This is a genomic window from Cognatazoarcus halotolerans (assembly GCF_009800965.1).
Lineage (GTDB): Bacteria > Pseudomonadota > Gammaproteobacteria > Burkholderiales > Rhodocyclaceae > Cognatazoarcus > Cognatazoarcus halotolerans.
Window position 1 is genome coordinate 78,896 of the sequence record NZ_WUAF01000006.1, and the last position, 26,675, is coordinate 105,570.

29 protein-coding genes are annotated in these 26,675 nt (G+C 62.0%); 14 read left to right on the forward strand and 15 right to left on the reverse strand.

What is annotated here, in order from left to right; translation table 11 throughout:
• Positions 1-15: 15 nt before the first annotated feature.
• From pilV to GQB03_RS23185, 6 genes are read left to right on the forward strand one after another with little or no spacing between them, the layout of a single operon-like run.
• A complete protein-coding gene (pilV, locus tag GQB03_RS09580) occupies positions 16-474 on the forward strand; it encodes a type IV pilus modification protein PilV (RefSeq protein WP_159687989.1) in 459 nt (152 codons plus the stop codon).
• Positions 471-1,487, forward strand: coding sequence for a PilW family protein (locus GQB03_RS09585; protein WP_159688501.1), 1,017 nt, complete (start codon positions 471-473; stop codon positions 1,485-1,487). The genes pilV and GQB03_RS09585 overlap by 4 nt, the downstream gene beginning before the upstream one ends.
• On the forward strand, positions 1,484-2,023 hold the full coding sequence (locus tag GQB03_RS09590; protein WP_200832165.1) for a pilus assembly PilX family protein: 540 nt from the start codon (positions 1,484-1,486) through the stop codon (positions 2,021-2,023). Before GQB03_RS09585 ends, GQB03_RS09590 begins: the two co-directional genes overlap by 4 nt.
• A 15-nt stretch (positions 2,024-2,038) precedes the next feature.
• Positions 2,039-5,470: a pilus assembly protein gene (locus GQB03_RS09595; RefSeq protein ID WP_200832166.1), complete on the forward strand. Its 3,432-nt coding sequence runs from the start codon at positions 2,039-2,041 to the stop codon at positions 5,468-5,470.
• 2 nt (positions 5,471-5,472) lie between these two features.
• Positions 5,473-5,799 carry a hypothetical protein gene (locus GQB03_RS09600; RefSeq protein ID WP_159687991.1) on the forward strand — a complete coding sequence of 109 codons (327 nt, stop codon included), beginning with the start codon at positions 5,473-5,475 and terminating at the stop codon, positions 5,797-5,799.
• Positions 5,796-6,248 (forward strand): type IV pilin protein, encoded by a 453-nt coding sequence (locus tag GQB03_RS23185; protein WP_159687994.1) that lies wholly within the window; start codon positions 5,796-5,798, stop codon positions 6,246-6,248. Before GQB03_RS09600 ends, GQB03_RS23185 begins: the two co-directional genes overlap by 4 nt.
• Positions 6,249-6,359: 111 nt before the next feature.
• Here the strand turns inward: GQB03_RS23185 and GQB03_RS09610 are convergent, their stop codons facing one another.
• Positions 6,360-7,454 (reverse strand): TRAP transporter substrate-binding protein, encoded by a 1,095-nt coding sequence (locus tag GQB03_RS09610; protein WP_159687996.1) that lies wholly within the window; start codon positions 7,452-7,454, stop codon positions 6,360-6,362.
• A 149-nt stretch (positions 7,455-7,603) separates the two neighbouring features.
• Positions 7,604-8,944 carry a metalloprotease PmbA gene (gene pmbA, locus GQB03_RS09615; RefSeq protein ID WP_159687999.1) on the reverse strand — a complete coding sequence of 447 codons (1,341 nt, stop codon included), beginning with the start codon at positions 8,942-8,944 and terminating at the stop codon, positions 7,604-7,606.
• A 65-nt stretch (positions 8,945-9,009) separates the two neighbouring features.
• Here pmbA and yjgA point away from each other — a divergent pair, with 65 nt between their 5' ends.
• The 3 genes from yjgA to GQB03_RS09630 all read left to right on the forward strand — a co-directional run bounded on the left by yjgA (position 9,010) and on the right by GQB03_RS09630 (position 10,598).
• Positions 9,010-9,561 (forward strand): ribosome biogenesis factor YjgA, encoded by a 552-nt coding sequence (yjgA, locus tag GQB03_RS09620; RefSeq protein WP_159688001.1) that lies wholly within the window; start codon positions 9,010-9,012, stop codon positions 9,559-9,561.
• Positions 9,554-10,144, forward strand: a complete 591-nt coding sequence (mog, locus tag GQB03_RS09625; protein WP_159688004.1) for a molybdopterin adenylyltransferase — start codon at positions 9,554-9,556, stop codon at positions 10,142-10,144. Before yjgA ends, mog begins: the two co-directional genes overlap by 8 nt.
• Positions 10,145-10,259: 115 nt before the next feature.
• A complete protein-coding gene (locus tag GQB03_RS09630) occupies positions 10,260-10,598 on the forward strand; it encodes a hypothetical protein (RefSeq protein WP_159688007.1) in 339 nt (112 codons plus the stop codon).
• Here the strand turns inward: GQB03_RS09630 and GQB03_RS09635 are convergent.
• From GQB03_RS09635 to GQB03_RS09655, 5 genes are all read right to left on the reverse strand, one after another.
• A complete protein-coding gene (locus GQB03_RS09635) occupies positions 10,585-11,274 on the reverse strand; it encodes a protein-methionine-sulfoxide reductase heme-binding subunit MsrQ (protein ID WP_159688009.1) in 690 nt (229 codons plus the stop codon). The two genes, GQB03_RS09630 and GQB03_RS09635, sit on opposite strands and share 14 nt — an antisense overlap.
• Positions 11,275-11,328: 54 nt before the next feature.
• Positions 11,329-12,267 (reverse strand): protein-methionine-sulfoxide reductase catalytic subunit MsrP, encoded by a 939-nt coding sequence (gene msrP, locus GQB03_RS09640; protein ID WP_159688012.1) that lies wholly within the window; start codon positions 12,265-12,267, stop codon positions 11,329-11,331.
• A gap of 85 nt (positions 12,268-12,352) precedes the next feature.
• Entirely contained in the window at positions 12,353-13,129 is a 777-nt protein-coding gene (locus GQB03_RS09645; RefSeq protein WP_159688015.1) for an anti-sigma factor family protein, read from the reverse strand.
• Positions 13,126-13,626, reverse strand: a complete 501-nt coding sequence (locus tag GQB03_RS09650; RefSeq protein WP_159688018.1) for a sigma-70 family RNA polymerase sigma factor — start codon at positions 13,624-13,626, stop codon at positions 13,126-13,128. Before GQB03_RS09650 ends, GQB03_RS09645 begins: the two co-directional genes overlap by 4 nt.
• A gap of 39 nt (positions 13,627-13,665) precedes the next feature.
• The gene (locus GQB03_RS09655) at positions 13,666-14,043 is read right to left on the reverse strand and encodes a COG4315 family predicted lipoprotein (protein WP_159688021.1); all 378 of its coding nucleotides are present in this window, start codon (positions 14,041-14,043) and stop codon (positions 13,666-13,668) included.
• Positions 14,044-14,216: 173 nt separating this feature from the next.
• Between GQB03_RS09655 and aroG the strand changes: the two genes are divergently transcribed.
• The 3 genes from aroG (at position 14,217) to dinB (ending at position 17,243) form a co-directional block, all read left to right on the forward strand.
• The gene (gene aroG, locus GQB03_RS09660; protein ID WP_159688024.1) at positions 14,217-15,302 is read left to right on the forward strand and encodes a 3-deoxy-7-phosphoheptulonate synthase AroG; all 1,086 of its coding nucleotides are present in this window, start codon (positions 14,217-14,219) and stop codon (positions 15,300-15,302) included.
• A 32-nt stretch (positions 15,303-15,334) separates the two neighbouring features.
• Positions 15,335-16,123 carry a M48 family metallopeptidase gene (locus tag GQB03_RS09665; protein ID WP_235027008.1) on the forward strand — a complete coding sequence of 263 codons (789 nt, stop codon included), beginning with the start codon at positions 15,335-15,337 and terminating at the stop codon, positions 16,121-16,123.
• A gap of 103 nt (positions 16,124-16,226) precedes the next feature.
• Positions 16,227-17,243, forward strand: a complete 1,017-nt coding sequence (gene dinB / locus GQB03_RS09670; RefSeq protein ID WP_235027009.1) for a DNA polymerase IV — start codon at positions 16,227-16,229, stop codon at positions 17,241-17,243.
• 45 nt (positions 17,244-17,288) lie between these two features.
• On the opposite strand, the gene GQB03_RS09675 is transcribed toward dinB, so the two are convergent.
• Together GQB03_RS09675 and GQB03_RS09680 are read right to left on the reverse strand one after the other, a co-directional pair.
• Entirely contained in the window at positions 17,289-18,119 is an 831-nt protein-coding gene (locus GQB03_RS09675) for a PhzF family phenazine biosynthesis protein (protein WP_159688033.1), read from the reverse strand.
• 19 nt (positions 18,120-18,138) lie between these two features.
• On the reverse strand, positions 18,139-18,690 hold the full coding sequence (locus tag GQB03_RS09680; protein ID WP_159688038.1) for a cob(I)yrinic acid a,c-diamide adenosyltransferase: 552 nt from the start codon (positions 18,688-18,690) through the stop codon (positions 18,139-18,141).
• A gap of 268 nt (positions 18,691-18,958) precedes the next feature.
• On the opposite strand from GQB03_RS09680, the gene alaS reads away from it, so the two are divergent.
• Together alaS and GQB03_RS09690 are read left to right on the forward strand one after the other, a co-directional pair.
• On the forward strand, positions 18,959-21,580 hold the full coding sequence (alaS, locus tag GQB03_RS09685; protein WP_159688042.1) for an alanine--tRNA ligase: 2,622 nt from the start codon (positions 18,959-18,961) through the stop codon (positions 21,578-21,580).
• Entirely contained in the window at positions 21,580-21,876 is a 297-nt protein-coding gene (locus GQB03_RS09690; protein WP_159688046.1) for a hypothetical protein, read from the forward strand. The genes alaS and GQB03_RS09690 overlap by 1 nt, the downstream gene beginning before the upstream one ends.
• Before the next feature lie 77 nt (positions 21,877-21,953).
• Here GQB03_RS09690 and GQB03_RS09695 read toward each other — a convergent pair whose 3' ends face one another.
• From GQB03_RS09695 to GQB03_RS09720, 6 genes are all read right to left on the reverse strand, one after another.
• Positions 21,954-22,940, reverse strand: coding sequence for a PA2778 family cysteine peptidase (locus GQB03_RS09695; protein WP_200832167.1), 987 nt, complete (start codon positions 22,938-22,940; stop codon positions 21,954-21,956).
• Positions 22,937-23,332 carry a PA2779 family protein gene (locus GQB03_RS09700; protein WP_159688050.1) on the reverse strand — a complete coding sequence of 132 codons (396 nt, stop codon included), beginning with the start codon at positions 23,330-23,332 and terminating at the stop codon, positions 22,937-22,939. Before GQB03_RS09700 ends, GQB03_RS09695 begins: the two co-directional genes overlap by 4 nt.
• A gap of 176 nt (positions 23,333-23,508) precedes the next feature.
• A complete protein-coding gene (locus GQB03_RS09705) occupies positions 23,509-24,900 on the reverse strand; it encodes a phosphomannomutase/phosphoglucomutase (protein ID WP_159688054.1) in 1,392 nt (463 codons plus the stop codon).
• A 30-nt stretch (positions 24,901-24,930) separates the two neighbouring features.
• On the reverse strand, positions 24,931-25,986 hold the full coding sequence (locus GQB03_RS09710; RefSeq protein WP_159688058.1) for a hydrolase: 1,056 nt from the start codon (positions 25,984-25,986) through the stop codon (positions 24,931-24,933).
• Positions 25,958-26,392, reverse strand: coding sequence for a YybH family protein (locus GQB03_RS09715; RefSeq protein ID WP_159688062.1), 435 nt, complete (start codon positions 26,390-26,392; stop codon positions 25,958-25,960). The genes GQB03_RS09710 and GQB03_RS09715 overlap by 29 nt, the downstream gene beginning before the upstream one ends.
• Before the next feature lie 82 nt (positions 26,393-26,474).
• Positions 26,475-26,675 carry a zinc-finger domain-containing protein gene (locus GQB03_RS09720; protein ID WP_159688067.1) on the reverse strand — a complete coding sequence of 67 codons (201 nt, stop codon included), beginning with the start codon at positions 26,673-26,675 and terminating at the stop codon, positions 26,475-26,477.

Consider the following 26,675-nt stretch of genomic DNA (forward strand, 5'->3'; position numbering starts at 1 on the left):
CGCATGAGTCGACAGATGAATACGAAACGACATTCTCCCGGCTTGCAGGCTGGAACGACGCTGATCGAGGTGCTCGTCGCCGTCGTCGTGCTTTCCATCGGCTTGCTCGGCATTGCCGGCCTGCAACTCTCCGCACTGCGAAATACCCAGGGTGCCTACGAGCGCAGTGCCGCCGTCATCCTTGCGAACTCGCTCGCCGAACGCATGGCGGCCGATCGTCTTCAGGCGATCGCAGGCGCCTACAACATGGCGATGGGGGCAGGGGGCTGTGCGGGGCCTGGCGCCGGCACGCTGGCGGCCACCAATCTCACCGACTGGTCCGCGGAGATCAAGCAGATGCTCGGGGAGACCGGTTGTGGTGGGGTGAACTGCGCCGCCGGACTGTGTGTGGTGTCGATTCGATGGACGGATCGCGGTGGCGAAGCACGATCCGACATGGCGACGCAGATGTCCGTGGAGGTAAGGCTGCAATGATCACCGATCGCTACCGGATGCGTGGTCTGTCGCTCATCGAGTTGATGATCGCGATGACGCTCGGTCTGCTCATCATGGCCGGTGTGGCCAGCATCTTTTCCGCCAATACGCAGATCAATCGCTCTTCCCTGAACGTTTCCCGGTTACAGGAGTCGGCCCGCACGGTTTTCGAGATGATCGGCCGCGACCTGCGCGAATCAGGCGTGAACGGCTGTGGCCGGATCGCGGCGGACAGCGTGCATAACGTGCTCAACGGTGCGGGCACTGCCGCGCTGTGGTGGGCAAACTGGAGCGGCGGCCTGATCGGGTATGAGGCAGGTACGGTGCTGGCGGGCATTCCGATCGGCGCCGGGGTTGGAGGCCGCGTTGCAACCTCGGACGTGGTGCATTCCATGCACGGCTCGCCGACCGTCTTTCAGGTGGTGAACCACAACATCGCAGGTGCGCCGCCGGTAATCAACCTGGGCGGACCGGGGCTCAATACGGTGCAGACCGGCGATATCGCCATCGTTTGCGACTTTCTGATGGCGTCCATCTTCCAGGTCACCGACAACCGTGCCGGAACCGGTAATGGCCTGGCACATGCCACGGGCGGTGGTTTCGTACCGGGCAACGCAAGTGTTGGCCTCGGTGGCAGCGGAGTGGCCTACGCTTATCCGCCGAACGCGAACGCCATGGTTCTCGAATCCTCCACGTGGTATGTGGGCAACAACGACCGGCCCGATAGCGGTGGGCGGTCGCTCTTTCGCGCGGTTTCGAGAAACGCCGGCGGTGCGACAGCACCCGTTGCCGAAGAGGTCGTGGAAGGCGTGACCGACCTGCAGGTCCAGTACCTGCTGAACAATGCCTACGTCAATGCCGCCGCGGTACCGGCCAATGGCTGGGAGCGGGTGACAGCGGTCAGGGTCCAGATCACCTTGCAAGGGCTGGAGCAGGAGCGCGACGCCGCGGGCGCGCTGACCCGGGTGACGCGGCAATTTACGCAGGTGATCGCGCTCAGGAACAAGGTATGAAGGCGATGAATTTCAGCCAATTTCCGGATCGGCAACGTGGCACCACGCTGATCGTTGCGCTGCTGCTGCTCGTGGCGATGATGCTGATCAGTCTTGCCGGCATTCGTGGATCGGGGCTCGAGGAGCGCATGGGGGCGAACCTCTACGACCGGCAGCTTGCCTTCCAGGCAGCGGAGTCGGCCCTGCGAGAGGGTGAGACGACCTTGCTTGCAGCGCTGGGGACGGTGTCGCCGGAGATGATTCCCACACTCTTCAACGGCACCAATGGCCGCTATCCGCAGCCCGATCCGAGCCTGGAGCCGCGGTGGACCGCGGCTGCCACCGTATGGCGCAACGCCACGACGGTGGCCACCGGACCCCGCAGAGTCACACCGCAATACATCATTGAATACATGGGCGAGTGGCCCAACGATCTGAGCTGTCAGGCGGACCCCAACGCGATTATCTGCTACGAGCCCCGCTACCGGATCACGGCCCGTAACAGACCTGATGCAGACGGTGCAGTCGTGATGCTGCAATCAACGTTTCGCCGCTGAGATAGAGGTGACGGCATGAGCAATTCCAGACCGAATTTGATCCAATCCCGTTTTCGCATGCGTGCGATCCCGCTGGCGACGACGCTGTTGCTCGCTGCGGGCGGCGCAGGCGCAGGCGTCGATATCTCGACTTCACCATTGTTGACAGGGTCTGCGGTGGCGCCGAACGTGATGTTCGTGCTCGACGACTCGGGCTCCATGCAGTGGGAGGTCATGCCCGACGACATTCTGTACGCCTACTACCTCTTTCCACGTCCGTCCTCGGTTTATGGCGCTTCCGTCTACGACAACTTCGTTCCCAATTTCAGTGACAGTGACTGGGTGAACGTTTATCTCCGGTCATCCACAAACAACTCGGTGTTCTACGACCCCCTGGTCGTATACACGCCCTGGGCGGGCTACGACGGATCGGCGACGACCAGCTACGGCAATGTTTCGCCGACGAGTGCTCCCTACAACCCTGTGCGGGCATCCGCCGGTACCCTGAACCTCACCGTGAGCCAGTCGATGTATGCGAACTGGGTTTCGGCGAGCGGATGGGGGTCCTGCAGCGGCTACCAGTGGTGCAACAATATCTGGCCGGCGACCTTCTACGTGTACAAGGGCTCGGGTTCGACGACGAGCACGACTAGCTACGTCCGCTATCAGCTCCGGGGCAGTCGGGGTTATCGCAAGGATCTCTCCACCGGCACGGAAGTGGAAGTGACCTCATTCACCTGGGGCGGGCGGACCAGGACCGTGGCCCAGGAACTGCAGAACTTTGCCAACTGGTTCTCGTACTATCGATCCAGGGTTCTTGCCGCAAGGGGAGGAGCGAGCAATGCGTTCGCGCAGATGGGGAACAATTACCGCGTCGGATTCGCCACCATCAACGGACGGGGGGATTCGAAAGTCTTCTACATTCCCACGACGGGTGTCTTCGAGGGCGAGAACCGCCGTCAATGGTTCCAGAGTCTTCTCGAGACGGCGATCGATACCAATGGCACACCGCTGCGCACCGCCTTGAAATGGGTCGGGGAGTACTATTCCGGCAACACTGGTCCTGATCCGTGGTTACCGAATCCGAAGGTGAGTTGCCGGCAGAGTTTCACGATTCTCACCACGGATGGCTATTACAACGACGGCTCTCCGGGGATAGGCAACTCCGACAATACTGCTGGTTCGACCATCACCGCGTCCGATGGGACCACGAAGTATAAATATGCGCCGGCGAAACCCTATCAGGATGGCTGGAGCGATACGCTTGGTGATATCGCAATGGAGTACTGGAAGAAGGATCTCCAGACTTCGGCCGAGATGGTCAATAACGTCCCGGCATCGACCGCCGACCCCGCCTTCTGGCAACACATGGTCACCTTCGGACTATCGATCGGTGTTCAGGGTACGCTGGATCCTTCCACAGATCTGCCGGCGTTGCAGTCGGGCACCAAAAGCTGGCCGAATCCGTCGAGCAACGCAGCGAAAATCGATGATCTCTGGCACGCCGCCGTTAACAGCCGTGGGACTTTCGTCGCCGCGAAGAATCCAAAGGATTTTGCGGACGGCCTGCGAAAAGCGCTCTTCACGATTGGTGAACGGGTTGCGTCGGCGTCGAGCGTGTCCGGTAACTCAACCCTCGTCAGCAGTGATTCGCTGATCTTCCAGGGAAAGTTCTTCAGCGGCAAATGGACCGGTGACGTGGTTGCCTTTGGCTTCAATGCGGATGGCACGCTTTCATCCACCGAAACATGGAAGGCCTCGGAGCAACTGCCCGCCGCTGCGTCCCGCAACATCTACACCTGGAACGGCACTGCGGCAACGGCTTTCAGCGGTTCGACGATCGCGAGTCTTGTCGGTTCGATCGATCTGCTCAACTATATCCGTGGTGACACCTCGGAAGAGGAGGGGAACGGAGGCGCTTTCAGGACCCGGTCGTCGAGGCTAGGCGATATCGTGAACTCGTCCCCCGTATTTGTCGGCAAGCCTGCCAACCGCGGCTACGAACGCTATGCGTGGGCCGGCGCATCGAGCTATCAGGCTTTCCGAGAGGCCAAGGCCGCCCGCAAGCAGATGGTTTATGTGGGCGCCAACGATGGCATGTTGCATGCATTCGAGGCGAAGACAGGCAAGGAAACCTTCGCTTATATCCCGTCGGAACTCCTGTCGAGCCTCAAGAATCTCGCCGATCCGAAGTATGTGCATCGTTTCTATGTTGACGGAGAGGTGCAGGTTGCCGATGTCTATGTCGGCGGCGCCTGGAAGAGCGTTCTGTTCGGTGTGACGGGGCGGGGCGGGAAGTCGATGTTCGCGATTGACGTTACCGATCCGACCAGCCTCGGTGCAGGCAGCGTGATGTGGGAGTTCAGCGATGCCTCCATGGGTAACGTGCTGTCGAAGCCGACCATCCTGCGGCTCAACAACGGCAAATGGGTTGTGGCGGTCGGTAATGGCTACAACAGCAGTGGAGACAAGGCGCAGTTGCTGCTGGTGGATATCGAAACCGGGACCCTGACGAAGGCGATCGACACGGGTGTGGGCGGCTCCAACGGACTGGCCGGCGTCGGTAGTCTCGATAGCAACTTTGATGGTAATGCCGATTATCTCTATGCCGGCGACATTCTTGGCAATCTGTGGAAATTCGATGCGAGCAGTTCGTCGTCGGGGAGCTGGAAAGTCGGGTATTCGAAGTCGCCGCTTTTCTCTGCGGTGAATGCGTCCGGCCAGATTCAGCCGATCACGGCCACTCCGACCCTCGGCATCCATCCGGGGACGTTCGAACCATGGGTGTTTTTCGGAACCGGAAAATACATCTCCAGTGGCGACCCGTCGACCACGCAGGTGCAGTCATGGTATGGCCTGCGGGATGTCGCGACCATTTCCGGGCGCAGCAAGCTTGTCGAGAGAAAGATCGTCGCCGAGGGGAGTGACGCGCTCGGCCCGTATCGCCTCATGTCGCGCCAAGGGGACACCGTCGGGGGGGAATCGCTGCTCGATTCGACGGGAAAATTCGTGAAGAGCGGATGGTACGTGGACCTCAAGTCGCCCGGCACTACGGGCACTGGCGAGCGGATGTTCAGTGCCAACTGGTGGGTCGATGGCCTGTTGTTCGGTTCGTCGCTGATTCCTTCGGGCGACGCCTGTTCCTCGGGGGCGACCGGGTGGGTGATGGCGATGGATCCGTGGAGCGGCGGTCGGCCCGAAGAGAATGTCTTCGACAACAGCAAGGACGGAAAACTTGATGCGTCCGATCTCAATACGGTCGGCGATCCGACGGCATTTGGCGGAAACAGCGCAATCGGCCGTAATGGTTGGCAGATCGGGAATGGAACACAACTCTATGGTCAGGCGACCGGAACCGGCTCGGTGAAAACGACCGGAAGTGATGCCGCGGGCAAGAGCAGTGAAGGCCCGGAGCAGTTTCTCGCAAAACGTGGCCGACTTTCGTGGCGCGAATTCCTGAGGGATTGAACATGAAGATCAACGCGTGTGTGATGGCGATGGGATTGCTGATGGGGTTTGGCACGGTGGCGGTTGCCCAGAGTCCCCAAGGGTTTCTGTTGAGTAACTATGAGCGTCAAGGGGCGGTCAGCAGGGTGGACGCTGCAACATCCACAGTGTGGATCGACGGGAAACCATACAAGGTGAACGCGCAAGCCCGCCTCTATGTTGGCGTCGGCGCCGACATGAAGGCAGTCGGACGGCTTTCGGAAGTGCCTGCCGGCGGGATTGCGGGTATCCAGCTGGACCAGAACGGAACCGTCGAAAGCCTGTGGTTCCGATCGAAGGAGCCGAAATGAGCCTCAAAGCCGAAGTCGGGCTCCCCGTGCCGCGTGCTCGCGTGAGGGGAATGACGTTGATCGAACTCATGATCGTGGTGGCGATACTCGGAATCCTCGCCGCGATCGCCTACCCGTCCTATACCCAGTATGTGATCGATTCGAGACGCGGCCTCGCGCAAGGCTGTGTCATGGAGAACGCTCAGTTCCTCGAGCGCAATTACACGCTCAACATGAGTTATGTGGTGGCGTTGCCTCCGGCGTTGCAATGCGTGACCGATCTGAGAGGTTTCTACGTTTTCGCTTTCGGGGCGGGCGAGCCGACAGCGAGTACTTATTCGCTGGAGGCGCGGCCTCAGGGGGTGCAGGCATCGGGTGACAAGAAATGTGGCTGCACGCTTACGTACAATCAACAGGCGTCGAAAGGTGTCGGTGGCGGATGCAGCAAATCCGTCAGTTCATGCTGGTAGCCCGCTTCCCTCTGTCGTCGGCGAGAAAGCGTCGGAGAAAATGAAAAACGCCCCGCATTGCGGGGCGTTTGTTTGCATGGTGAAGCTAAGGAATACCGTTCAGGACGGGACTCAGAGCTTGCGGCTTTGCATGAAGCGGTCGAAGTTTCCTTCCGTGACACTTGCCCACAAGACCTGATCCTTCTGGAAGGCCGTCATCTGATCGTGAATCTTCTTGAACGCGGGATTCTCCTTCTTCACCTCTACATAGACCTCCTGTGCGGCCTTGTAGCAGGCTTCCATGACCGGAAGCGGGAAGGGGCGCAGCTTGGCACCGCCAGCGACGAGGCGCTTGAGGGCGGCAGGGTTCAGCGCGTCGTACTTGGCCATCATGTCGAGGTTGGCCTCGGCTGCAGCTGCCTCCACGATGGCCTGATATTCCTTCGGCAGTCCTTCCCAGAGCTTCTTGTTGATGTACAGGGAGATGTTCGGGCCGCCTTCCCACCAACCAGGATAGTAGTAGTACGGCGCCACCTTCTGGAAGCCCAGCTTTTCGTCGTCGTAGGGGCCGACCCATTCGGCGCCGTCAATCGTGCCTTTCTCGAGCGAAGGATAAACGTCGCCACCGGGAATCTGCTGGGGTACCACACCAAGCTTGGCCATCACGCGGCCGGCAAAGCCCCCTACCCGGAACTTGAGGCCTTCGAGATCCTTGACCGACTTGATTTCCTTGCGGAACCAGCCGCCCATCTGGGCACCGGTGTTACCCATCGGGAAGTTCACGATGTTGTGCGTGCCAAAAAATTCTCGCAGCAGCGCAAGCCCGCCACCGTGTCGGGTCCATGCCGCGAACTGGCGACAGTTGAGGCCAAAGGGCACCGCGGCGTCGAGTGCAAACGTAGGATCCTTGCCGAAGAAATAGTAGGACACGGTGTGCGCGCACTCCACGGTGCCGTCCTTGACCGCATCCGCAACCGAAAAGGGCGGCACGAGCTCGCCACCCGCGAAAACCCGGATCTCGAATTTGCCGCCGGTTGCCTCACTGACACGCTTCGCGAAAACATCGGCGCCACCGTAAATGGTGTCCAGACTTTTCGGGAAACTCGAAGCCAGGCGCCACTTGATGGTGGGCAGGTCGGCCGCCCGGGCTGCACTGGAAAGTGCCGCCATCGACGCCCCCGCAGCAACACTCACGCTGGCTTTCTTCAGGAATGAACGACGCTCCATAACTCTCCTCGCTACGTTGTTGTGTATTGACGGCCTGACGATAGCCGACGGCTGAATGAGCTAGCTATTGGGGTTTTCCCAATCACTCGTTTGAAATATGTGGTGCAAACCATCTGCCCGTCCCGACGTGCCGCGGACGGTGACGTGCATCAGCTGCCCGCGAGTTTCATTCTCTCGATGAGGATCGAGCCGGTCTGTTTGGATCCGCGCGAAAACACGTCGTTGCCTGACTCGACGATGCCCCTGAACATCTCTGCGAGGTTGCCGGCAACGGTAATCTCTTCCACCGGGTGGACGATCTTGCCCTTTTCGACCCAGAAACCTGCCGCGCCGCGCGAATAGTCGCCGGTTACGTAGTTCACCCCATGGCCGAGGACCTCGGTAAGAAGCAGGCCGCGATCCATCAGTTTGAGCATTCCGTCGAAATCGCGATTGCCGGGCTCGAGCATCAGGTTGTGCGCCCCACCCGCGTTCCCGGTGGTGGCCATGCCGAGCTTGCGCGCGGAATAGCAACCGAGGAAATAACCCTGCAACACGCCGCCGTCGACCACGTCGCGATCATGGGTGGCAACGCCGTCGTCATCGAATGGTGTGGAGCCGAAGGCCTTCGGCAGGTGGGGGCGCTCGAGGATCCGTACTTGTGGCGAGAAGATCTGCTTGCCAAGACTGTCCAGCAGAAAGGATGACTTGCGGTAGAGCGCGCCGCCGCTTGTCGCCGATACGAAATTGCCGAGCAGCGATGCCGCCAGCGGCGCTTCGAAAAGCACCGGGACCTCGCAGGTCCTGATCTTGCGCGACCCGAGTCTGGCCTCGGCACGTTGCGCTGCCATGCGACCGATTTCCTCGGCCGACATCAGGTCCGCAGGGTCGCGTCGACTGTCGTACCAGTCATCGCGCTGCATGCCGTCGCCTTCGCCGGCAATCACCGAGCAGGAGATCGAATGACGCGATGTGGCGAAGCCGCCGACAAAGCCAAGGCTGTTGGCCGAGACGAAATGCGATTGCTGGGTGGAGGTGCTGGCACCTTCGGAATTGGTGATCCTGTCGCTGGTGTCGAACGCGGCCTGCTCGCAGCTTTTCGCCAGTCCGATCGCGGCTTCCACGTCGAGCTGCCAGGGATGGAACAGATCGAGGTCCGGAAATTCGGTGGCCAGCAGCTCCTTTTCGGCCAGTGCGGCGCAGGGGTCGGGGGCGGTGAATCTGGCGATCGACAGTGCGGCTTCGACGGTGGCCTTGATCGCGGTGGGCGAGAAGTCGGAACTCGACGCGTAGCCGCGTTGCTGTCCGACGTAGACACTGACGCCGATCCCCTTGTCGCGGTTGTATTCGATGGTGTCGACCTCGCCCTTGCGTACCGATACGGTCTGGCCGAATCCTTCGGAGACGTCGGTCTCGCAGGCGGATGCGCCCCGCTCTCGGGCAAACTTCAGAATGTCGCTGGCAATCTCGCGCAAGGTGTCGTGGTCGAAGCTGAAACCTTTGTCTGACATGGCATTCGGGCTGGTTGGGGCGAGGGGCTATAATCTTACCCTTTCCACCCAGCAGCCGCTTCAACATGGACGATCAAGAGTTTTCCGAAGATCAGTTGCCGAGCAAGACGCGGCGCAAGAAGGAAATGCATGCCTTGCAGGATCTCGGCGAAGCGCTGATCGCGCTCTCGAAGGAGCAGCTGCGCAGGATGCCCATTCCCGAGGATTTGCTGACGGCCGTGCTCGATGCCCAGCGCTTTACCAGCCACGGTGCCCGCCGCCGCCAGATGCAGTACGTCGGGCGCTTGATGCGCAACGTGGACCCGCAGCCCATACATGACGCGCTCGATGTGCTGGCCGGTAATTCGCGGCAAGAAACTGCGCGTCAGCACCGTCTCGAGCGGCTCCGCGAGAAACTCATCGACGACGAAAAGGTGTTGCATGAGATTGCCGAAACCTGGCCCGGCGCGGATCTCCAGCGCTTGCGGGTGCTGCGGCGCAATGCCATCAAGGAGCGTGAGCAAGGCAAGCCGCCGCGTGCGTTCCGTGAGCTGTTTCGCGAACTGAGGATGCTCGAAAGCGGCGGCGGCCGCGACGAGTCATGGGACGAGTCGTTTGAGGAGCAGGAAGATGAGTGAGGACGTGCTCAAGCTGGGGCTGGTGTCGGTCAGTGACAGGGCTTCGGGGGGAGTCTATGAAGACAAGGGACTGCCCGCGCTGCGGGAGTGGATGGGGCATGCCCTGACTTCCCCATGGGTTCCGGTCGAGCGGTTGATTCCGGACGACCAGGCCGCCATCGAGCAGACCCTGATAGAGCTATGCGACGTGCAGGGCTGTCAACTGGTCCTGACATCCGGTGGAACCGGTCCCGCACCACGCGATCTGACGCCCGAAGCCACCATGGCGGTGGCTGACCGACTCATGCCGGGTTTCGGCGAACAGATGCGGCAGGTATCGCTGCACTTCGTGCCCACTGCGATTCTCTCGCGGCAGGTCGGGGCGATCCGCGGGCGCAGCCTGATCCTCAACCTTCCGGGGCAACCAAAGTCGATCAAGGAAACGCTGGAGGGCGTGCGCTCGGAGCAAGGCGAGGTGCTCGTGCCGGGGATCTTCGCGGCGGTGCCGTACTGCATCGATCTGATCGGCGGCCCCTACATTGAGACCGACGAAGCGGTCATCAAGGTGTTTCGCCCCAAGAGTGCGCTTCGCAACAAAGGCTGAGCCGTCCTGAAGCGCGGTCGGCACCGTCAGGCCCTGGTGCCCAAGGGACTCTTGATGGAACCGCGCCGCGAGCGATCCTGTCCCACCTCCAGAGGTGAAGACGGAGGTGGCTGTCATGCGGACTGCGCTCCTGTTGTTTTTCGTCGTGTTCGCGTTCTATCTGCCGGTTCACATGTTGCGGCGAGAGCTGGCGGCGCAGCGACGTTCGGACTACTGGCGACGCTGGGGGGCGGTGGTCGTCCGGCCCGCCGCTCTGGAGCTCAGGGAACAGCTGATTGGCTACTACATGGGCGTGGAGATTTTCGAGCGGATACGCTTCCACCAACTCGATTACCGCTTTTCTCGGATCGGTGGTCCACGCGAGCGCGAAGCGATCGACGGTGGAGAGTTGTATCTCGAGCCCGGCTTGATCTACCGCCTCGCGGAGGTTGATTGCCGCTCTACTTCGCGATGATCTTGATGATCCGGCCCGGTCCGGGCGGTCGAAGATAGGCGCCTTGAAGCTGGCGTTCCCGTTCCTGGTTTCGCCACCATGCCCTCATCCCGAGCAGGACCGCGAGAATCACCGCGTAGATGATTGGCCAGGTGAGATCCTTTTTCACCAGCCACCAGAAATGCACCACGCCCATGATCGCGATTGCGTAGACCGAGCGGTGCAGGCTCTGCCACTTGCGTCCGCCAAGGCGCTTGATCATGTAGGCATTGGAGGTAATGGCAAGCGGTGTCATCAGCACGAAGGCCGCGAAGCCCACAGTGATGAAGGGGCGCTTGAGAATGTCGAGCGCAATCGCCCCCAAATCGAAGAACTGGTCGAGCCACACATAGGTGAGGAGGTGGGCGCAGCCGTAAGCAAAGGCATAAAGGCCCAGCATGCGGCGAAAACGGAGAACCCAGTGCAGTCCCGAGAGGCGCCGCAGTGGGGTGACCGCGAGCGTGATGAGCAGGAAGCGCAGCGTCCATTCGCCGCTGCCGCGTGTTATGGCCTCGATCGGGTTTGCGCCGAGCGTGTCGGCGTAGGCGCCCCAGGCGAGCAGCGCCGCAGGAATCAGGCATGCCAGGAACAGCACCACCTTCATTGCCGAGATCTGCGCTGCGGACGGGGTATGAATGGCACTCTTGGTACGGGTCATCTCGAATTCTTCGCTGATTTCTTGGGGGGCAAGTCGCTTGACCGATCCGTTCGTTCAGAACTGGCGTTTCAGATCCATGCTGCTGTAAAGGCTGGCAACCTGATCGGCGTAGCCGTTGAAGGGCAGGGTGGGGCGCTTGCGAAACTCGCCGATGCGCCGCTCGCGGGCCTGACTCCAGCGGGGATGGTCGACCTCGGGATTCACATTGGAGTAGAAACCGTATTCTTCCGGGCCGGCCATGTTCCACGACGTTTCGGGTTGCTTCTCGAGGAGGCGTATCGTGACAATCGACTTGGCGCTCTTGAAGCCGTATTTCCAGGGCACCACGATGCGTACCGGAGCGCCGTTCTGGTTCGGGAGTGTTTCGCCGTACAGACCAACCGTCAGCAGCGTCAGCGGATGCATCGCTTCGTCGAGCCGCAAACCCTCGCGATACGGCCAGTCCAGCACCGGCAGGCGGGACATGATCTTCGGGTCGTAGTGGCTGATGAACTGCACGTATTTCGCGCTGCCCTGAGGGTCAACCTGCTTGAGCAGCGCGGAGAGCGGGAAGCCGACCCATGGTATGACCATCGACCAGGCCTCAACGCAGCGCAGCCGGTAGATGCGCTCTTCGAGCGGAGCCATCCGCAGGATCTCATCGATATCAAAGGTGCGCGGCTTGTTCACCAGGCCTTCGATACGCACGGTCCACGGTCGTGTCTTCATGACGCCGGCACGCTCTGCCGGATCGGCTTTGTCGGTGCCGAACTCGTAGAAATTGTTGTAGCTGGTGACGTCCTTGCGCGGCGTCATCTCTTCCATGGTGCTGAAAGCGCTCTTGCTCAGGGCGCCGAGGCTTGCTGCTCGGGCTCCGGATGGCAGACCTGCCCATAATGCGGCGCCAGCGATCAGTCCTGCACCTGACTGACGCAGGAAATCGCGGCGCTGGTCGAACAGCGTGCGCGGGGTGATCTCGGAGGGGGCGATGTCGCCGGGGCGTTTGATGAGCATGGTGGATTCGCAGTCGGATAAGGTGGTACTGGATCAGACCGGTGGTAAGCCCAAGAGCTTACAGCTTTGGCGGATTCGGGCGCGCTTATGGGTTGAGTTGCCGATATACGGTCGTTGCCAGCTTCAGAAGCTGCTCGCGCGGCAGTTCGCCCGAGAGCGCATAGCCGACGCCACCATCGATCCAGTAGAAGACGCCGATCCTGTCTTTTTGCGCGTAGCGAAAGGCGGTGGTGGTTTCGTCCTCGTCGCGGCAGAGCACGAGACTGAGGCGCTGGCCGGTGACATTCTCATACATGAGCATCGCCCCCGGACCATCGTGACTGGTTACCAGCCTTCCCCCCATGAGCTGGAAACCCTCGGATTCGAGTGCGGGGGCGCGAATCGTCGTGCCGGCGCGTTTGGACAGCCAGCCCAGCAGATGGGCGCGCTCGCTTGCAGCCACCTCGACCGGGTGGCGAATCTCCGGCGCATAGACAGCGTGGGCGATCAGCGCATCATGTGGCAGACCGGCGATCCGTTCCGCATTGGCGGGACCACTGCCGTCGCGACCGATTACGAACCCCGCGATCAGCCCGATTGCCAGCCAGCCGACTGCCGCGGCGATCCGCCAGCGCGGTGGATGTGCCGCGACGTCGGGTGCCGGTACGCTTGCTGCAGCAAGCAGGCGCTCCGGGATCTCTTCCGCGAGGATCGGAGAAAATGCCATGCGAATGGCCTCATCCTGGGCCCGCCAGTCGTCCACTCGCGCCCTCTCGTCGGCTTTCCCTGCCAGCTGGCGCTCAAGTTCGGCCGCCTCCGCTGCGGGTAACCGGTGGTCCGCATACCGGACCAGATCTTCGTCGATCCTTGCGCGTTCGGTCATTTCACTATCCTGAACTTCTGTACCCGGCCGTCCATTGCGAGCAGGCTGCGCAGCCTGTCCCGAGCGCGTGCCAGGCGCGACATCACGGTGCCAATCGGTACCCCGATCACCTCGGCGGCTTCCTCGTAGCTCAGCTCTTCAAGGCCGATGAGCAGCAGCACCGCCCGATGCTCGTCGCTGAGCTGGCCGAGGGCGTTCTTGAGGTCGCGCAACTCGAGGCCATGGTGCTGGGCTTCGGCCACAGGGGTTTCAGGCAGATCTTCGCTCGCCCGGTATTCGATCTTCCGGTTTCGCTTCCACTGATTCACGAATATGTTGTGCATCAGCGTCAAGAGCCAGGCGCACAGGTTGCCCCCTTGCCATAGCGAGGCCTTCTGAAGCGCCCGCTCGAGCGTGTCCTGGACCAGATCGTCAGCGAGCCCGGCGTCGCCGAGCAATGCGTGTGCATAGCGGCGGAGCCGGGGGATCTCGGCGATCAGGTCTTTCTGTTGAAACATTTCGTCATTCGCGAATATGGCCGGTCGCCTGCCCGGTGATTATGGTCTGGCGAGATGCCACACGTCACGAAAGCCGTCACCCGTGCGATCTCCGGGTTTCTGATCCTTGATCCAGCGATACAACGGTTTGCCCTTGAACGCCCATTGTCGGCTGCCGTCGTCCCGCATGATGATGCTCCAGGGGCCGTGAGCCATGCTTTCCTGTGTTGCCGAGAGCGGTGGCCAGTTGGCGGCGCAAGGGCCGTTGCATGCGCTCTTGTCCATGCTGTCCTTGTCAAAGGTATAGAGGCTCATGCCCTGGGAGTCGGTCAGTATTCCGTCGCGCGCGCTTGCGGGCATTTCCGAGTGACCTTGGTGCATGGTTCCGCATGCGGACAGGGACGCGGCAAGCGCCAGGGTGGTGAAGAAGTGTTTCATGCTCGTGTCTCCGGTTGAGGTGGCCGTCCGGTTTGTCGGCCGGTCATGCAGTGAACCGCTCGAGTCGCGCATTTATTCCGCCGCCTGCCACCGGACAGCTGCGTACGCGGGTCCGGTTGCGATCGGCTAGAATGCGCGGAATATCAATCAATATTTTTCGATCGCGCAAGCCTATGTCTGCCTCCATGAAGATTCATATCGACGACGTCCGAATCAAGGAAATCAAGGAGCTTGTGCCACCGGCGCACGTGCTGCGCGAATTTCCCGCGACGCCCCACTCTGCCGAAGTGGCCTTCGAGGCGCGTTCGGCAATTCATCGAATCCTTTTCGGCGCGGATGATCGGCTGCTGGTGATCATCGGCCCGTGCTCGATCCACGATACCGATGCGGCGATGGAGTACGCCCGCAGGCTCAAGACCGAGGCGGACCGTCTCAAGGACGACCTGCTGGTGGTCATGCGCGTCTACTTCGAAAAGCCGAGAACCACGGTGGGCTGGAAGGGGCTCATCAACGATCCGTATCTCGACAACAGTTTCCGCATCAACGAGGGTGTACGCTTGGCGCGCAAGGTACTGTGGGAGATCAATGAGCTCGGTCTTCCCGCCGGCACCGAATTCCTCGACATGATTACCCCGCAGTACATCGCCGACCTGATCAGTTGGGGTGCGATCGGCGCCCGTACCACCGAGAGCCAGGTCCATCGGGAGCTCGCATCGGGACTGTCGTGTCCGGTGGGCTTCAAGAATGGTACCGATGGCAACGTCAAGATCGCAGTCGACGCGATAAAGGCCGCCCAGGCGCCACACCATTTCCTGTCGGTGACCAAGGCAGGCCACTCGGCCATCGTGTCCACGCGTGGCAACGAGGATTGTCACGTGATCCTGCGCGGCGGCAAGGGGCCGAACTATGATGCCGAAAGTGTTGCGGCGGTGTGCAAGGATCTGGCCGCCTATGGTGTGCCCGGCAAGGTCATGATCGACTTTTCGCATGCCAACAGCTCGAAGAAGTATCAGCTCCAGCTCGAAGTGGCGCGCAACGTGTCGGCCCAGTTGACGGCCGGAGACGACCGCATCATCGGCGTGATGGTGGAGTCTCACCTCAAGGAAGGTCGCCAGGATCTCAAACCGGGCGTCGAGCTTGAGTACGGCAAGAGCATCACCGACGCGTGTATCGGCTGGGAGGACAGTGTGCAGGTGCTGGATATTCTCGCCGAGGCTGTGCGTGCGCGTCGGGTCAAGCGCGCCGCCCAGGGAGAGTGACGAAGCATGCGATGAACGCGGCGGGGTGGTGCGTGTCGTTCCTCCTGCTGTGCTTGGGCGGGCCGGGACCCGCCTTCGCGGAATCGCCCTCGGCGGTTGCGCCTCCATCGAGGCTGACCCGACTGGTGCCAGCGGAGGCGGTCGAAGGACAGGCCGCGCGGCAGTTCGGTCAGCTCAAGGAGACCGCTGCCCGCAAGGGTGCTCTGGTGCCCCGCGACGACCCCCGCATGCGACGACTGCGCGCCATTGCGGAACGGATCGTTCCCCAGGCGCTGACCTTCAATCCCCGTGCACGGCAGTGGCAGTGGGAGGTGGTGTTGATCGCCTCGAACGAGATAAACGCTTTCTGCATGCCTGGTGGAAAGATCGCTTTCTATACCGGAATACTGGATCGTCTCAAGCTCGACGAGAACGAGATTGCCGCGGTGATGGGGCACGAGATCGCGCACGCGCTGCAGGAGCATGCCCGCGAGCGGATCGCCAAAGGACAGTTGACGCAGCTTGGTGCCAGTCTCCTTGGAGAGCTCTTCGGAGGGGGGCGATATACCGACCTGTTCTCGGTCGGCGGCAATCTGCTGACCCTGAGGTTCTCGAGGGATGATGAAAGCGAGGCCGATATCGTCGGCCTCGAGCTCGCCGCGCGTGCTGGCTATGATCCCCGGGCCGGCATATCGTTGTGGCGGAAAATGAGCGCAGCCAATGCAGGTGGACCGCCGCAATGGTTGTCCACACATCCCTCGGGCAAGAATCGTATTGCTGAAATGCAGAAGCAGCTGCCGCGGGTGATGCCGATATACAGGCAGGCCGGTGGGCGAGGCTAGCGTTGTCGCTCCGGATGCCGACGCGGGTCCGCGGCATGACGCGGTCTCGGCCGTCCGCAAGATCATTCACTGCGATTGCGATTGCTTCTATGCGGCGATCGAGATGCGTGACGATCCCGCCCTGCGTGGCCGACCACTCGCGGTCGGTGGTCGCGCCGAAACACGCGGGGTGGTCGCGACCTGCAACTACGAGGCGCGTGCCTACGGTGTTCATTCCGCGATGTCCAGTGCGCGGGCCTTGCGGCTATGTCCGCAGCTCATCCTGCTGCCGCCGGATTTCGAGCGATATCGCGCCGCCTCCCGGCAGATCCTGGACATCTACCGCGACTATACGGCGCTCGTCGAGCCCCTGTCGCTCGATGAGGCCTACCTTGACGTAAGCGGTGTCGAGCGTTGCCGCGGCAGTGCAACCCTCATGGCGGCCGAGATCCGCGGGCGGATATATGAAGAAGTCGGAATCACGGCTTCGGCCGGGATCGCACCGAACAAATTCATTGCCAAGGTCGCGAGTGACTGGAACAAACCGGACGGCCAGTTCGTCGTGCGTCCCGAAGAGGTCGACGCGTTCGTCGCAGCCCTGCCCGTAGGAAAGTTGTTTGGGGTCGGCAAAGTGACCGCAGCGAGGATGAGCCGGCTCGGGATTGAATCATGCGGCGACCTGCGGAGCTGGTCGCTGGCGGATCTGACGCATCGCTTCGGCAGCTTCGGAGCCCGTCTGTACCGCTTGTGCCGTGGCATCGACGACCGGCCCGTAGCGCCAGAGCGGCCGCGCAGATCCTTGTCCGTCGAGACGACCTATGCATCTGATCTGCCCAATGTCGCCGCTTGCGTGCAGGCGCTGACGCCCCTGATCGAAGAGTTTGGTGGGCGTTTTGCCCGTCTTCGTCAGCCCCCGTCGATCAACAAGGTTTTCGTCAAGATACGCTTCGACGATTTTTCCCACACCACGGCCGAATGCTCGGCGAGCGGGCCCGACGAACGCCTGTGGCGCAATTTGCTCGACACCGCGGTGAACCGCAAGAGCAGGGGGGTGCGATTGATCGGGGTTGGCGTGCGATTTGCCGAGCCGGAGCCTTCTTGCGACGCGCATCAGGCGTCGTTGTTTCCTGCCGAGGGCTGAGGTTGGTTGCCTGCAAGCTGCGGTCGCAGCTTGCAGGCATCGCGATCAGACCCGCGGGCGAGGCATCTCTCGTCCGATTTCGACGATCTGATCGGGCAGGTTGAGGCGGGATTCGATTACCGTGAGCGCCGAGCCCGCGATCTCGACCCTGTCACCCACGATTTCGCAACTAAGTCTGCCACCGCGAAGCGAACACTGGAACGCGTCGAGACGGGTCTTGCCCAGGCGCTCCGCCCAGAACGGGGTGAGCGCGCAGTGGGCAGAGCCGGTGACCGGATCTTCCGGTACGCCTTTCGCCGGCGCGAAGAAGCGGCTCACGAAATCGCAGCTGTCTCCCGGTGCCGTGGCGATCAGGCCCCATTCCGGAAGCCGGGCAAGGGCGGTCATGTCAGGCCGCAATCGTCGGACCGACTGCTCCGCGTCGAACAGGGCGAGATAGTAGTCACGCGACAGCCACAGTTCGCGTGGGGCCATGCCGAGCGCGGCGGTGATGCTGGCGTCGTCACGCAGGCGCACGGCCGGCCAGGCCGGCAGGTCGATGATGATCCGCTCGTCTGCCTTCCGCGCCCTCAGCCGGCCACTGCGGGTCTGAAAGAGGACTTCCGGGGCCGCCCAGTTCATGTGGTGAAACAGTACGTGCGCGCTTGCCAGTGTGGCATGGCCACACAGATCGACTTCACTGGTCGGGGTAAACCAGCGCAGGTCGAAATGGCTTCCGGCAGGTACAAAAAAAGCGGTTTCCGAAAGGTTGTTCTCGTTGGCCAGCGCTTGCATCAAGGGATCGGGCAGCCATTCGGAAAGCGGGCACACCGCCGCGGGATTGCCCTGGAATGGTTTGTCCGAGAACGCATCGACCTGATACTGCAATAGATGCATGAGGCGGGTTCCTGCTTGCTCAGGCGTTTTTGCCCTTCTGCCAGAGTACGTCTCCGCGCCCACCTGCCCGGTTGAGTACGCGACCGAGAACGAACAGCAGGTCGGAGAGCCGATTGAGGTATTGGCGCGGTCCTTCGTTGACCTCTTCTTCCTGCGCGAGTGCCACTACCGCCCGTTCGGCCCTTCTGCAGACGGTGCGGGCATGATGGGCCAAGGCCGCGGCACGGGTGCCACCGGGCAGGATGAAATCCTTGAGCGGCTCGAGGTCTGCATTCAACGCATCCAGTTCGGTTTCGAGCTTGTCCACCTGTGACGCGGTGATCATCTGCATGCCGGGAATGCAGATCTCGCCGCCGAGGTCGAAAAGATCGTGCTGCACGTCGGTGAGCAGTGCTCGCACTCCTTCGGGGAGTTCTTCGCACAACAGCAGTCCCACGATTGCGTTGAGTTCGTCCACCTCGCCCAGGCTGTCGATGCGAAGGCTGTTCTTCGGAACCCTGTTTCCATTGCCAAGGCCGGTTGTTCCTGCGTCTCCGGTTCGCGTGTAGATCTTTGATAGACGGTGTCCCATTATTTCTGTTTCCACATGAATATCGGTCGATTATAGGTGAAGGCGGAGATTCGGCTGGTTTCATGGAACCGCGTCCCGAGGTGGAAGCCGTCGAGCGTGGGCATCGGGGTTCCCCGGAAGCCGTTTTAGCCGTGCGTTCTGCGGGCCATGGTCGGCGGACCCGATCGTTCGCTCCGCCCGGCAATCTCCCTCGGGGAGAGATGCATCAGGTACAATCCGCCGGCTGTCCAGCGTGTTGCCGGACGGGTTTCCAATCAGACGGTCAGCCATGAAAAGCGCCGAAATCCGCGAAAAATTCCTCAAATTCTTTGAGTCCAAGGGCCATCAGATCGTTGCATCTAGCTCTCTGGTGCCGCACGAGGATCCGACCCTGTTGTTTACCAACGCGGGCATGAACCAGTTCAAGGACGTCTTCCTTGGCTTCGACAAGCGTACCTACAGCCGCGCGACGACCTCCCAGAAGTGCGTACGCGCGGGCGGAAAACACAATGATCTCGAGAACGTCGGCTACACCGCGCGACATCACACTTTCTTCGAGATGCTGGGCAATTTCAGCTTCGGAGACTATTTCAAGCATGACGCCATCGCCTACGCCTGGGAGCTGCTGACCGAGGTTTTCAAGCTGCCCAAGGACAAGCTGTGGGTGACGGTCTACGCCGAGGACGACGAGGCCTACGACATCTGGACCAAGACCGTTGGCGTGCCGGCCGAGCGGGTGATCCGCATCGGTGACAACAAGGGCGCGCGTTACGCCTCCGACAACTTCTGGATGATGGGCGACACCGGCCCCTGTGGCCCGTGCACCGAGATCTTCTACGATCACGGCGCCGACATCTGGGGTGGTCCCCCGGGCTCGCCCGAGGAAGACGGTGACCGCTACATCGAGATCTGGAACAACGTGTTCATGCAGTTCAACCGGGACGAGGCCGGCGTCATGCACCCGCTGCCCAAGCCCTCGGTCGATACGGGCATGGGCCTGGAGCGTATCTCGGCCGTGCTGCAGCACGTGCACAGCAACTACGAGATCGACCTGTTCCAGAACCTGATCGCGGCCGCCGCGCGTGAAACCCGCTGTGCCGATCTGACCAGCCCCAGCCTCAAGGTGCTGGCCGACCATATCCGTGCCTGTTCTTTCCTGCTGGCTGATGGTGTCATCCCAGGCAACGAAGGCCGCGGCTACGTATTGCGCCGCATCATCCGCCGCGCCATCCGCCACGGCTACAAGCTCGGCGCCCGCGCTGCCTTCTTCCACAAGCTGGTGCCGGACCTGGTGGTCGAGATGGGCGCCGCCTACCCGGAACTGACGGCGGCCCAGGTCAAGGTGATGGAGATCCTCAAGCAGGAAGAGGATCGCTTCTTCGCCACCATCGAGAACGGCATGGCCATCCTCGAGGCCGAACTTACGGCCATGAAGGCAGCCGGCAAGACCGTATTCGACGGCGAGACCGCATTCAAGCTGCACGACACCTACGGTTTTCCGCTCGACCTGACTGCCGACGTGTGTCGCGAACGCGAGGTGACCGTCGATGCCGCTGCCTTCGACGCTGCGATGGCGCGCCAGAAGGAGCAGGCACGTGCTGCAGGCAAGTTCAAGATGGCCGCCAACCTGGAATACGAAGGTCCGGCCACCGCCTTCCAAGGCTACGATACGCTGGAAGCTGCCGGCAATGTGCTGGCCCTCTACAAGGATGGCGCGTCGGTCAATGAACTGAACGAGGGGGAGATGGGCGTGGTGGTGCTCGACAACACCCCATTCTACGCGGAATCCGGCGGCCAGGTGGGCGATCGTGGCGAACTGCGCTCCAGCCACGGCATCTTTGCCGTGGAGGACACGCAAAAGATTCAGGCCGCTGTGTTCGGCCATCATGGCGTGGTGAAGACCGGCAAGCTCACCGTGGGCAATGGCGTCACCGCGCGTGTGGATACGGCTGCCCGTGCCGCCACGGCGCGCAACCACTCGGTCACCCACATCATGCACAAGGCCCTGCGGGAAGTGCTCGGAGCCCACGTGCAGCAGAAGGGGTCGCTGGTCGATCCCGACAAGACGCGTTTTGACTTCGCTCACACCCAGCCGATGACACGAGCCGAAATTCGTGAGGTGGAGCGCCGTGTCAACGCCGAGCTTCTCGCCAATACCGCGACCTCGGCGGAGGTGATGCCGCTCGAGGCTGCCCAGCAATCCGGCGCGATGATGCTATTCGGGGAAAAGTACGCTGACGAGGTGAGGGTACTGTCGATTGGTAGTTCCAAGGAGCTGTGCGGCGGTACCCATGTTGCCCGAACTGGCGATATCGGCCTCTTCCGGATAACCACCGAGGGCGGCGTGGCCGCAGGCGTCCGCCGGATCGAAGCGGTGACGGGCGGGAATGCGCTGACGTTGGTGCAGCACCAGGAGGATCTGCTCGATGCGATCACTGGAACCCTCAAGGCCCAGCCCAACGAGTTGCTTGCCCGTGTGAGCCAGGTAGTCGACAACGTCCGCGCGCTCGAGAAGGAAATTTCGCGTCTCAAGAGCAAGCTGGCATCCAGCCAAGGAGACGATCTCGCCGCTCAGGCGGTCGAGATCAAGGGTGCGAAGGTACTGGCGGCAATGCTTGATGGCGCCGATGTTCCGACCTTGCGTGAAACGATCGACAAGCTCAAGGACAAGCTTGGCTCCGCGGTCGTCCTGCTCTCGTCGGTCAGTGAAGGAAAGGTGAGCCTGATTGCGGGGGTCACAGCAGACCTGACGGCCCGGACCAAGGCGGGTGAACTCGTGAATTTCGTTGCCCAGCAGGTCGGTGGCAAGGGCGGTGGCCGACCGGACATGGCCCAGGCGGGGGGGACACAACCTGAGAATCTGCCGACGGCGCTGGCCAGCGTGGCCGGCTGGGTCGAGGGCAAACTCTGATGCGCCACACGGTCGCCGCAGCGAGCCTCGTGCTCGCGAGCATGGCCGCAATGGGCGGCGAGGGCTCGGTGATCGATGCCACGACAGCGGACGGCCACGCCGTTCGTCTGCTGCCCAATGGTCGCTGGGAATACCGCGACGCGGAGCGGCAGGCGGAGGCCGCGCGTGTTGCCGAGACCTATCCGGAGAATCATCTGCGACCCAAGGATGCACAGGGCGGCTGGTTTGGTACCCGCTACATCATGCCGGGCGACCCTGACTACAACCGCGGTTCGCTAAATCCGAAAACGCGTTGAATGCGGTGAGGCCGGCGCGGCGTGCCGGCCTCACCGCAAGGCCACCGGTTTCGGATCGGGGCCGGTGGCGCTGTGGATTAGGGCTGCTTTTTTGGCTTCGGGCCCTCGCCCGGTGCGTTTGTCATCGACTCGATCTGGTCGAGCGTTTTCTGGGCTTCCTGCCGCCACCGGTCGCCAAGCGCCAACGCCTGTCTTGCCGTTCTGCGTGCGGCTGCGATGTGGCCCTGTTTGGCGAGAATGAACGCGAGGTTGTTGAGTATCGCACCGTCTTCCGGATGGGTTTTCGACGCGGCTTCGAAGGCCTGACGGGCGCCGTCGAGGTCTCCCGATTCGTAGGCGGCGTTGCCAAGGCCGATGGCCAGAGGCAGATTGTCCGGCCAGCGTTGCAAAGCGGCGTAGTAGGCACTGCGCGCATTGGCGGTGGTGGCGAGACGTGCGAACGCGAGGGTGGCGTCCTGAGTCGCCTGTTCGTCGGCGCTGACCGCCAGTTTCCCCGGCGGCAAAGCGACGAAAGCCCATCGGTCGCTACGGTTCCATGTATGCATGAAGGTGTTGAGGCTCATCACCTGCCGAGCGGTCGTACCCGAGCGGAGCACGATCTCGCCGCGGTCGAGATCGTAGCCGATTGCCACCGCGTAATGCCAGGACGGGATCCAGGAGAGACCCAGATTGAGCAGCACCAGTACAGGATTGCCGGCTGCCAGTTCTGCGAGCAGGGCGTCGATTCGATCGGGAAGCACGAAGGCCACGGCACCGTTGCGTCTGGCAGCGGCCAGCATCTCGATCTGGAAGCTGCCCTTGCGTGCAGGAACGTAGACCTCGTCGACGAGCTTGTCCGGGGCGGCCTCGATGCCGATGGCGCCCAGGGAGGTGGCCAGCGCAGCGGGGCCGCACTGATATTTTTCCTGTGGGTAGAACGGCGTAGCAGCCAGCTCGACCTGACGCTCAACGGAGCTCGATTCGAGCGCGGGTCGCAGACCCGTGGCGGCACAGCCGCCAAGTGCGACGACTGCAACCGCAAGCAGCCAGTTGCGCAGCCGTCGCCGGAGTTGCTGCGGCCTCAACGGACCGAGCGGGTGAACGGGAAGATCTTCGTGAAACCGAGGATGTCGGTCAGCAGCAGGACAAAGAACACCAGCAGGATCGCGCCGAGGACATCACCACCAGCCGGCGCGGAATCCATGTTGGCCGCCAGCTTTTGTGCATCCTCCGCGCTCAGCGACGCGGCCCGCTCTGCAGCGAGTGCAGGATCAACACCCTGGCGTACGAGCTCCGCCTGCACATCGGGCCTGGCGAGAAGCTCCTGGAGGCGCGCATGGGCATCCCGGGACGCCGGTTGTTCGACCTGAGCGCGAGCAACGTCTTCGGCGCCCACGAGCGCGGCCGAGGCGCTCTGCGCGAAGCCGGTGATTGCGATACTGAAGGCAATGTAGAGATGAGCCGTCCGCTTGAGCATGATGTTGATCTCCCTGACTGAGTTGTTCGCTGAGTGTTTGCGTTGGGTGGGCTAGCGCGTAGATCATAGCGATCGGCGAGCCGGGCGTCACGGCAGATTGGTAACAGCAGATGTTCGAGGCAATGCCGGACAGCGATCACTTTGCGGGCAATCGTTCTTCACGACCGTGCCGGTGCTCAGAAAGGCAGTGAAATCCCCGGCCAGATACCTTCGATTGCATGCCGGAAATCCGCCTTGATGCGCTCGATCCCCTCCTCGGTATCGGCCTCGAAGCGCAATACCACGACGGGCGTGGTGTTCGAGGGGCGGGCGAGCCCAAAGCCGTCGGCGTATTCGACGCGCACGCCGTCGAGCGTGAGAATGTTCTGGGCGCCGTCGAAGCGGGCCTCGGCCTTGAGCTTGTTTACCAGCGCGAACGGTTCCCCTTCGTTCATCTTGATATTGAGTTCCGGTGTGCTGATGGCGTTCGGCAGCGCCCTCAGCACTGCACTCGGATCGGCGCTGCGAGAGAGGATCTCCAGCAGCCGCGCGGCCGTGTAGAGGCCATCGTCGAAGCCGTACCAGCGCTCCTTGAAGAACACATGACCGCTCATTTCCCCGGCCAGGGGGGCGCCGGTTTCCTTGAGCTTGGCCTTTACCAACGCGTGACCGGTATTCCACATCAGCGGTTCGCCGCCGCGTTCGCGGATCCAGCCGGCGAGGTTGCGGGTGCACTTCACGTCGTAGATGATCTGCCCACCCGGGACGCGCGAGAGTACGTCCTCGGCGAAGAGCATGAGCTGACGATCAGGGTAGATGATTTCCCCATCCTTGGTTACGACGCCGAGCCGGTCGCCATCGCCATCGAAGGCGAGACCGATCTCGGCGTCGGTTTCCCTGAGTGCGCGAATGACGTCCTCGAGATTTTCCGGTTTCGACGGGTCCGGGTGATGATTGGGGAAGTTGCCGTCGACTTCGCAGAACAGCTCGACAAGCTCGCAACCGAGCTTGCGGAACAGTTCGGGAGCGACGGCTCCGGCAACCCCATTGCCGCAATCGATGACCACTTTCATTGGCCGGGTCAGTTTGACGTCCGAGACGACTCGCTCGATGTAGGCCGGAACGACGTCGGCGCTGCTGAGTGCGCCGCTGCCGAATGCGAAATCGTCTTCAGCGATGCGGCGACGCAGGTCCTGAATCATCGTTCCGTAGAGCGTCTCGCCGCCAAGTACCATTTTCAGACCGTTGTAGTCTGGTGGGTTATGGCTGCCGGTGACCGACACGCAGGAGTCCGCGCCAAGCTGATATGCGGCGAAATAGGTGAGCGGTGTCGGAACGCAACCGATGTCGATCACGTCGACACCTGCCGCACGGATTCCGTCGGCCAACGCACCTGCAAGCGCCGGCCCTGAGAGGCGTCCGTCGCGGCCAACCGCGATGCATTGCTGCCGGCGGGCACGTGCTTCGGAGCCGAGGGCATGGCCGATTGCCCTTGCGGCGGTCGGGGTTAGAACCGTGTCCACGATGCCGCGTATGTCGTAGGCCTTGAAGATCTCGGGTGCGGGAAGAGGGTATCTGGGCTGGCTCATGGGATTTCCGTCAGGTTCGGGCAGGAGGCATTATTGCAAAGCAGCATCGACTTGTCTCGCCGCGGTTACGATGGCTGGGTGTGGCACCTGGCTGCCCGTCAGCTGAAAGTGGGCAAGTACTCGACGGGGCAGCCATTGCAGGTGGCCAGGCCAGCGGCCGTCCAGGAAGCCGACGTGGCCGCCCGAAACCGGTGTTTCGAAGCGGACGGCGGGGGACAGTTCGGAGATCTCGGGGAGGGCCGGAATTGGCACGAACGGGTCGTTGCGAGCGTTGATCAGGAGCGTCGGTACGGTGATATGCCGTAACCAGGGCCTGCTCGATGCACGCGTCCAGTAATCGTCGGCACTGTGAAATCCGTGCAACGGCGCCGTGTAGGCATCGTCGAATTCATGCAGCGTTCTTGCCTGTCGCACCGCATCCAGGTCGCACGGGCCACCGATGCTGCCCAGTTTGTGCAGTGCCTTGCGCTTCAATGTTGCGAGGAAGTTGAGGGTGTAGATCCGGTTGAATCCCGCGCCGAGTGCGTGGCCGGATATGTTGAGATCGAGTGGTGGGCAGACGGCCGCCGCGGCGTCGATCAGCCCGGTCGCCCCTAAGCTCTGCTCACCGAGCCACTTGAGCAGCGCGTTGCCACCCAGAGATACCCCGACCGCATAGCGGGGAATGTCCGCATGAATGGCCGCGATGCGGCGCAGAATCCAGTCGACTTCGTCACTGTCGCCGGAATGATAGGCACGCTCAAGACGATTGGGTTCGCCGGAACAGCCGCGGAAATGCGGTACCACGCCGTTCCAGCCGATCCGGGATAGTTCGCGCATCAATGCTCGCGCATAGTGCGAGCGACTTGAGCCCTCGAGGCCGTGAAACAGCACGACGAGCGGTGCTCCCGGCCGATCTGTCAGCCAATCAAGATCGATGAAATCCCCGTCGGGCGTTTCCCACCGCTCTCTCCGATAACTGGGTGCCGGGCCCTTGCGCGCGAGCGGGAAAATCGTCTGGAGATGTGCTCCGGGGAGCCAGGGCGGTGCCTGATAGGGCGCAGTGCCGTTGTTCTTGTCAGTGAAGCGTATGTCGGGCTTCGTCATGCGTGGGGTGTTCCTCTGCCGGCAGGGGCGAGGCGTGATGCAGCACCATTCTCCAGCCCTGAGGACCCCGAATGTAGATGTTCGTGGCGAGGACTGGTGTCGGACGGTGGCTGGAAATTCCTTCCATGCTGATCTCTTCGATCAGGCTACGAACGATGAACATCGGGCTTTCCTGAACGAGAAGTTCGGACAGCTTTATCCGCAGCCGCGGGCCGCCGGCAAAGAGCTGCTGCCACGCATCACGAATTGCCGGCATGCCGTGCAGGCGGGGGCCGCCCGGATGGATGCAGACAGGTTCGTCATCCTCGGACCATACGGCCATCATTGCATCGAGATCGGCGCGGGCGAGTGCATCATAGAAGGCGGTCTCGACTTCTTCGGCGGAAGAGAAGAAGGGCGTACTCATGGCGATGGATGATCCCGGAAAAAAATGGCCGGCGCAGACGAAGCACCGGCCATCTGTTTGAAGCGACGCGAACGCCGCTGCGTCAGTGATGCCCTTTCGGGCGTTCGCCGGTGAACACGTAGTGTGCGCTGCAGTATGGGCACACCGCTTCACCTTCCTTGAGGACGTCGAGGAAAACCCGCGGGTGGCGCGCCCAGAGCGGGGCTCCGGGTTGCGGGCAGTGCAGCGGCAGGTCCGCGGCGGAAACCGGGATGGTCTGTTCCTTGGATTGGGTGTCGGTCAT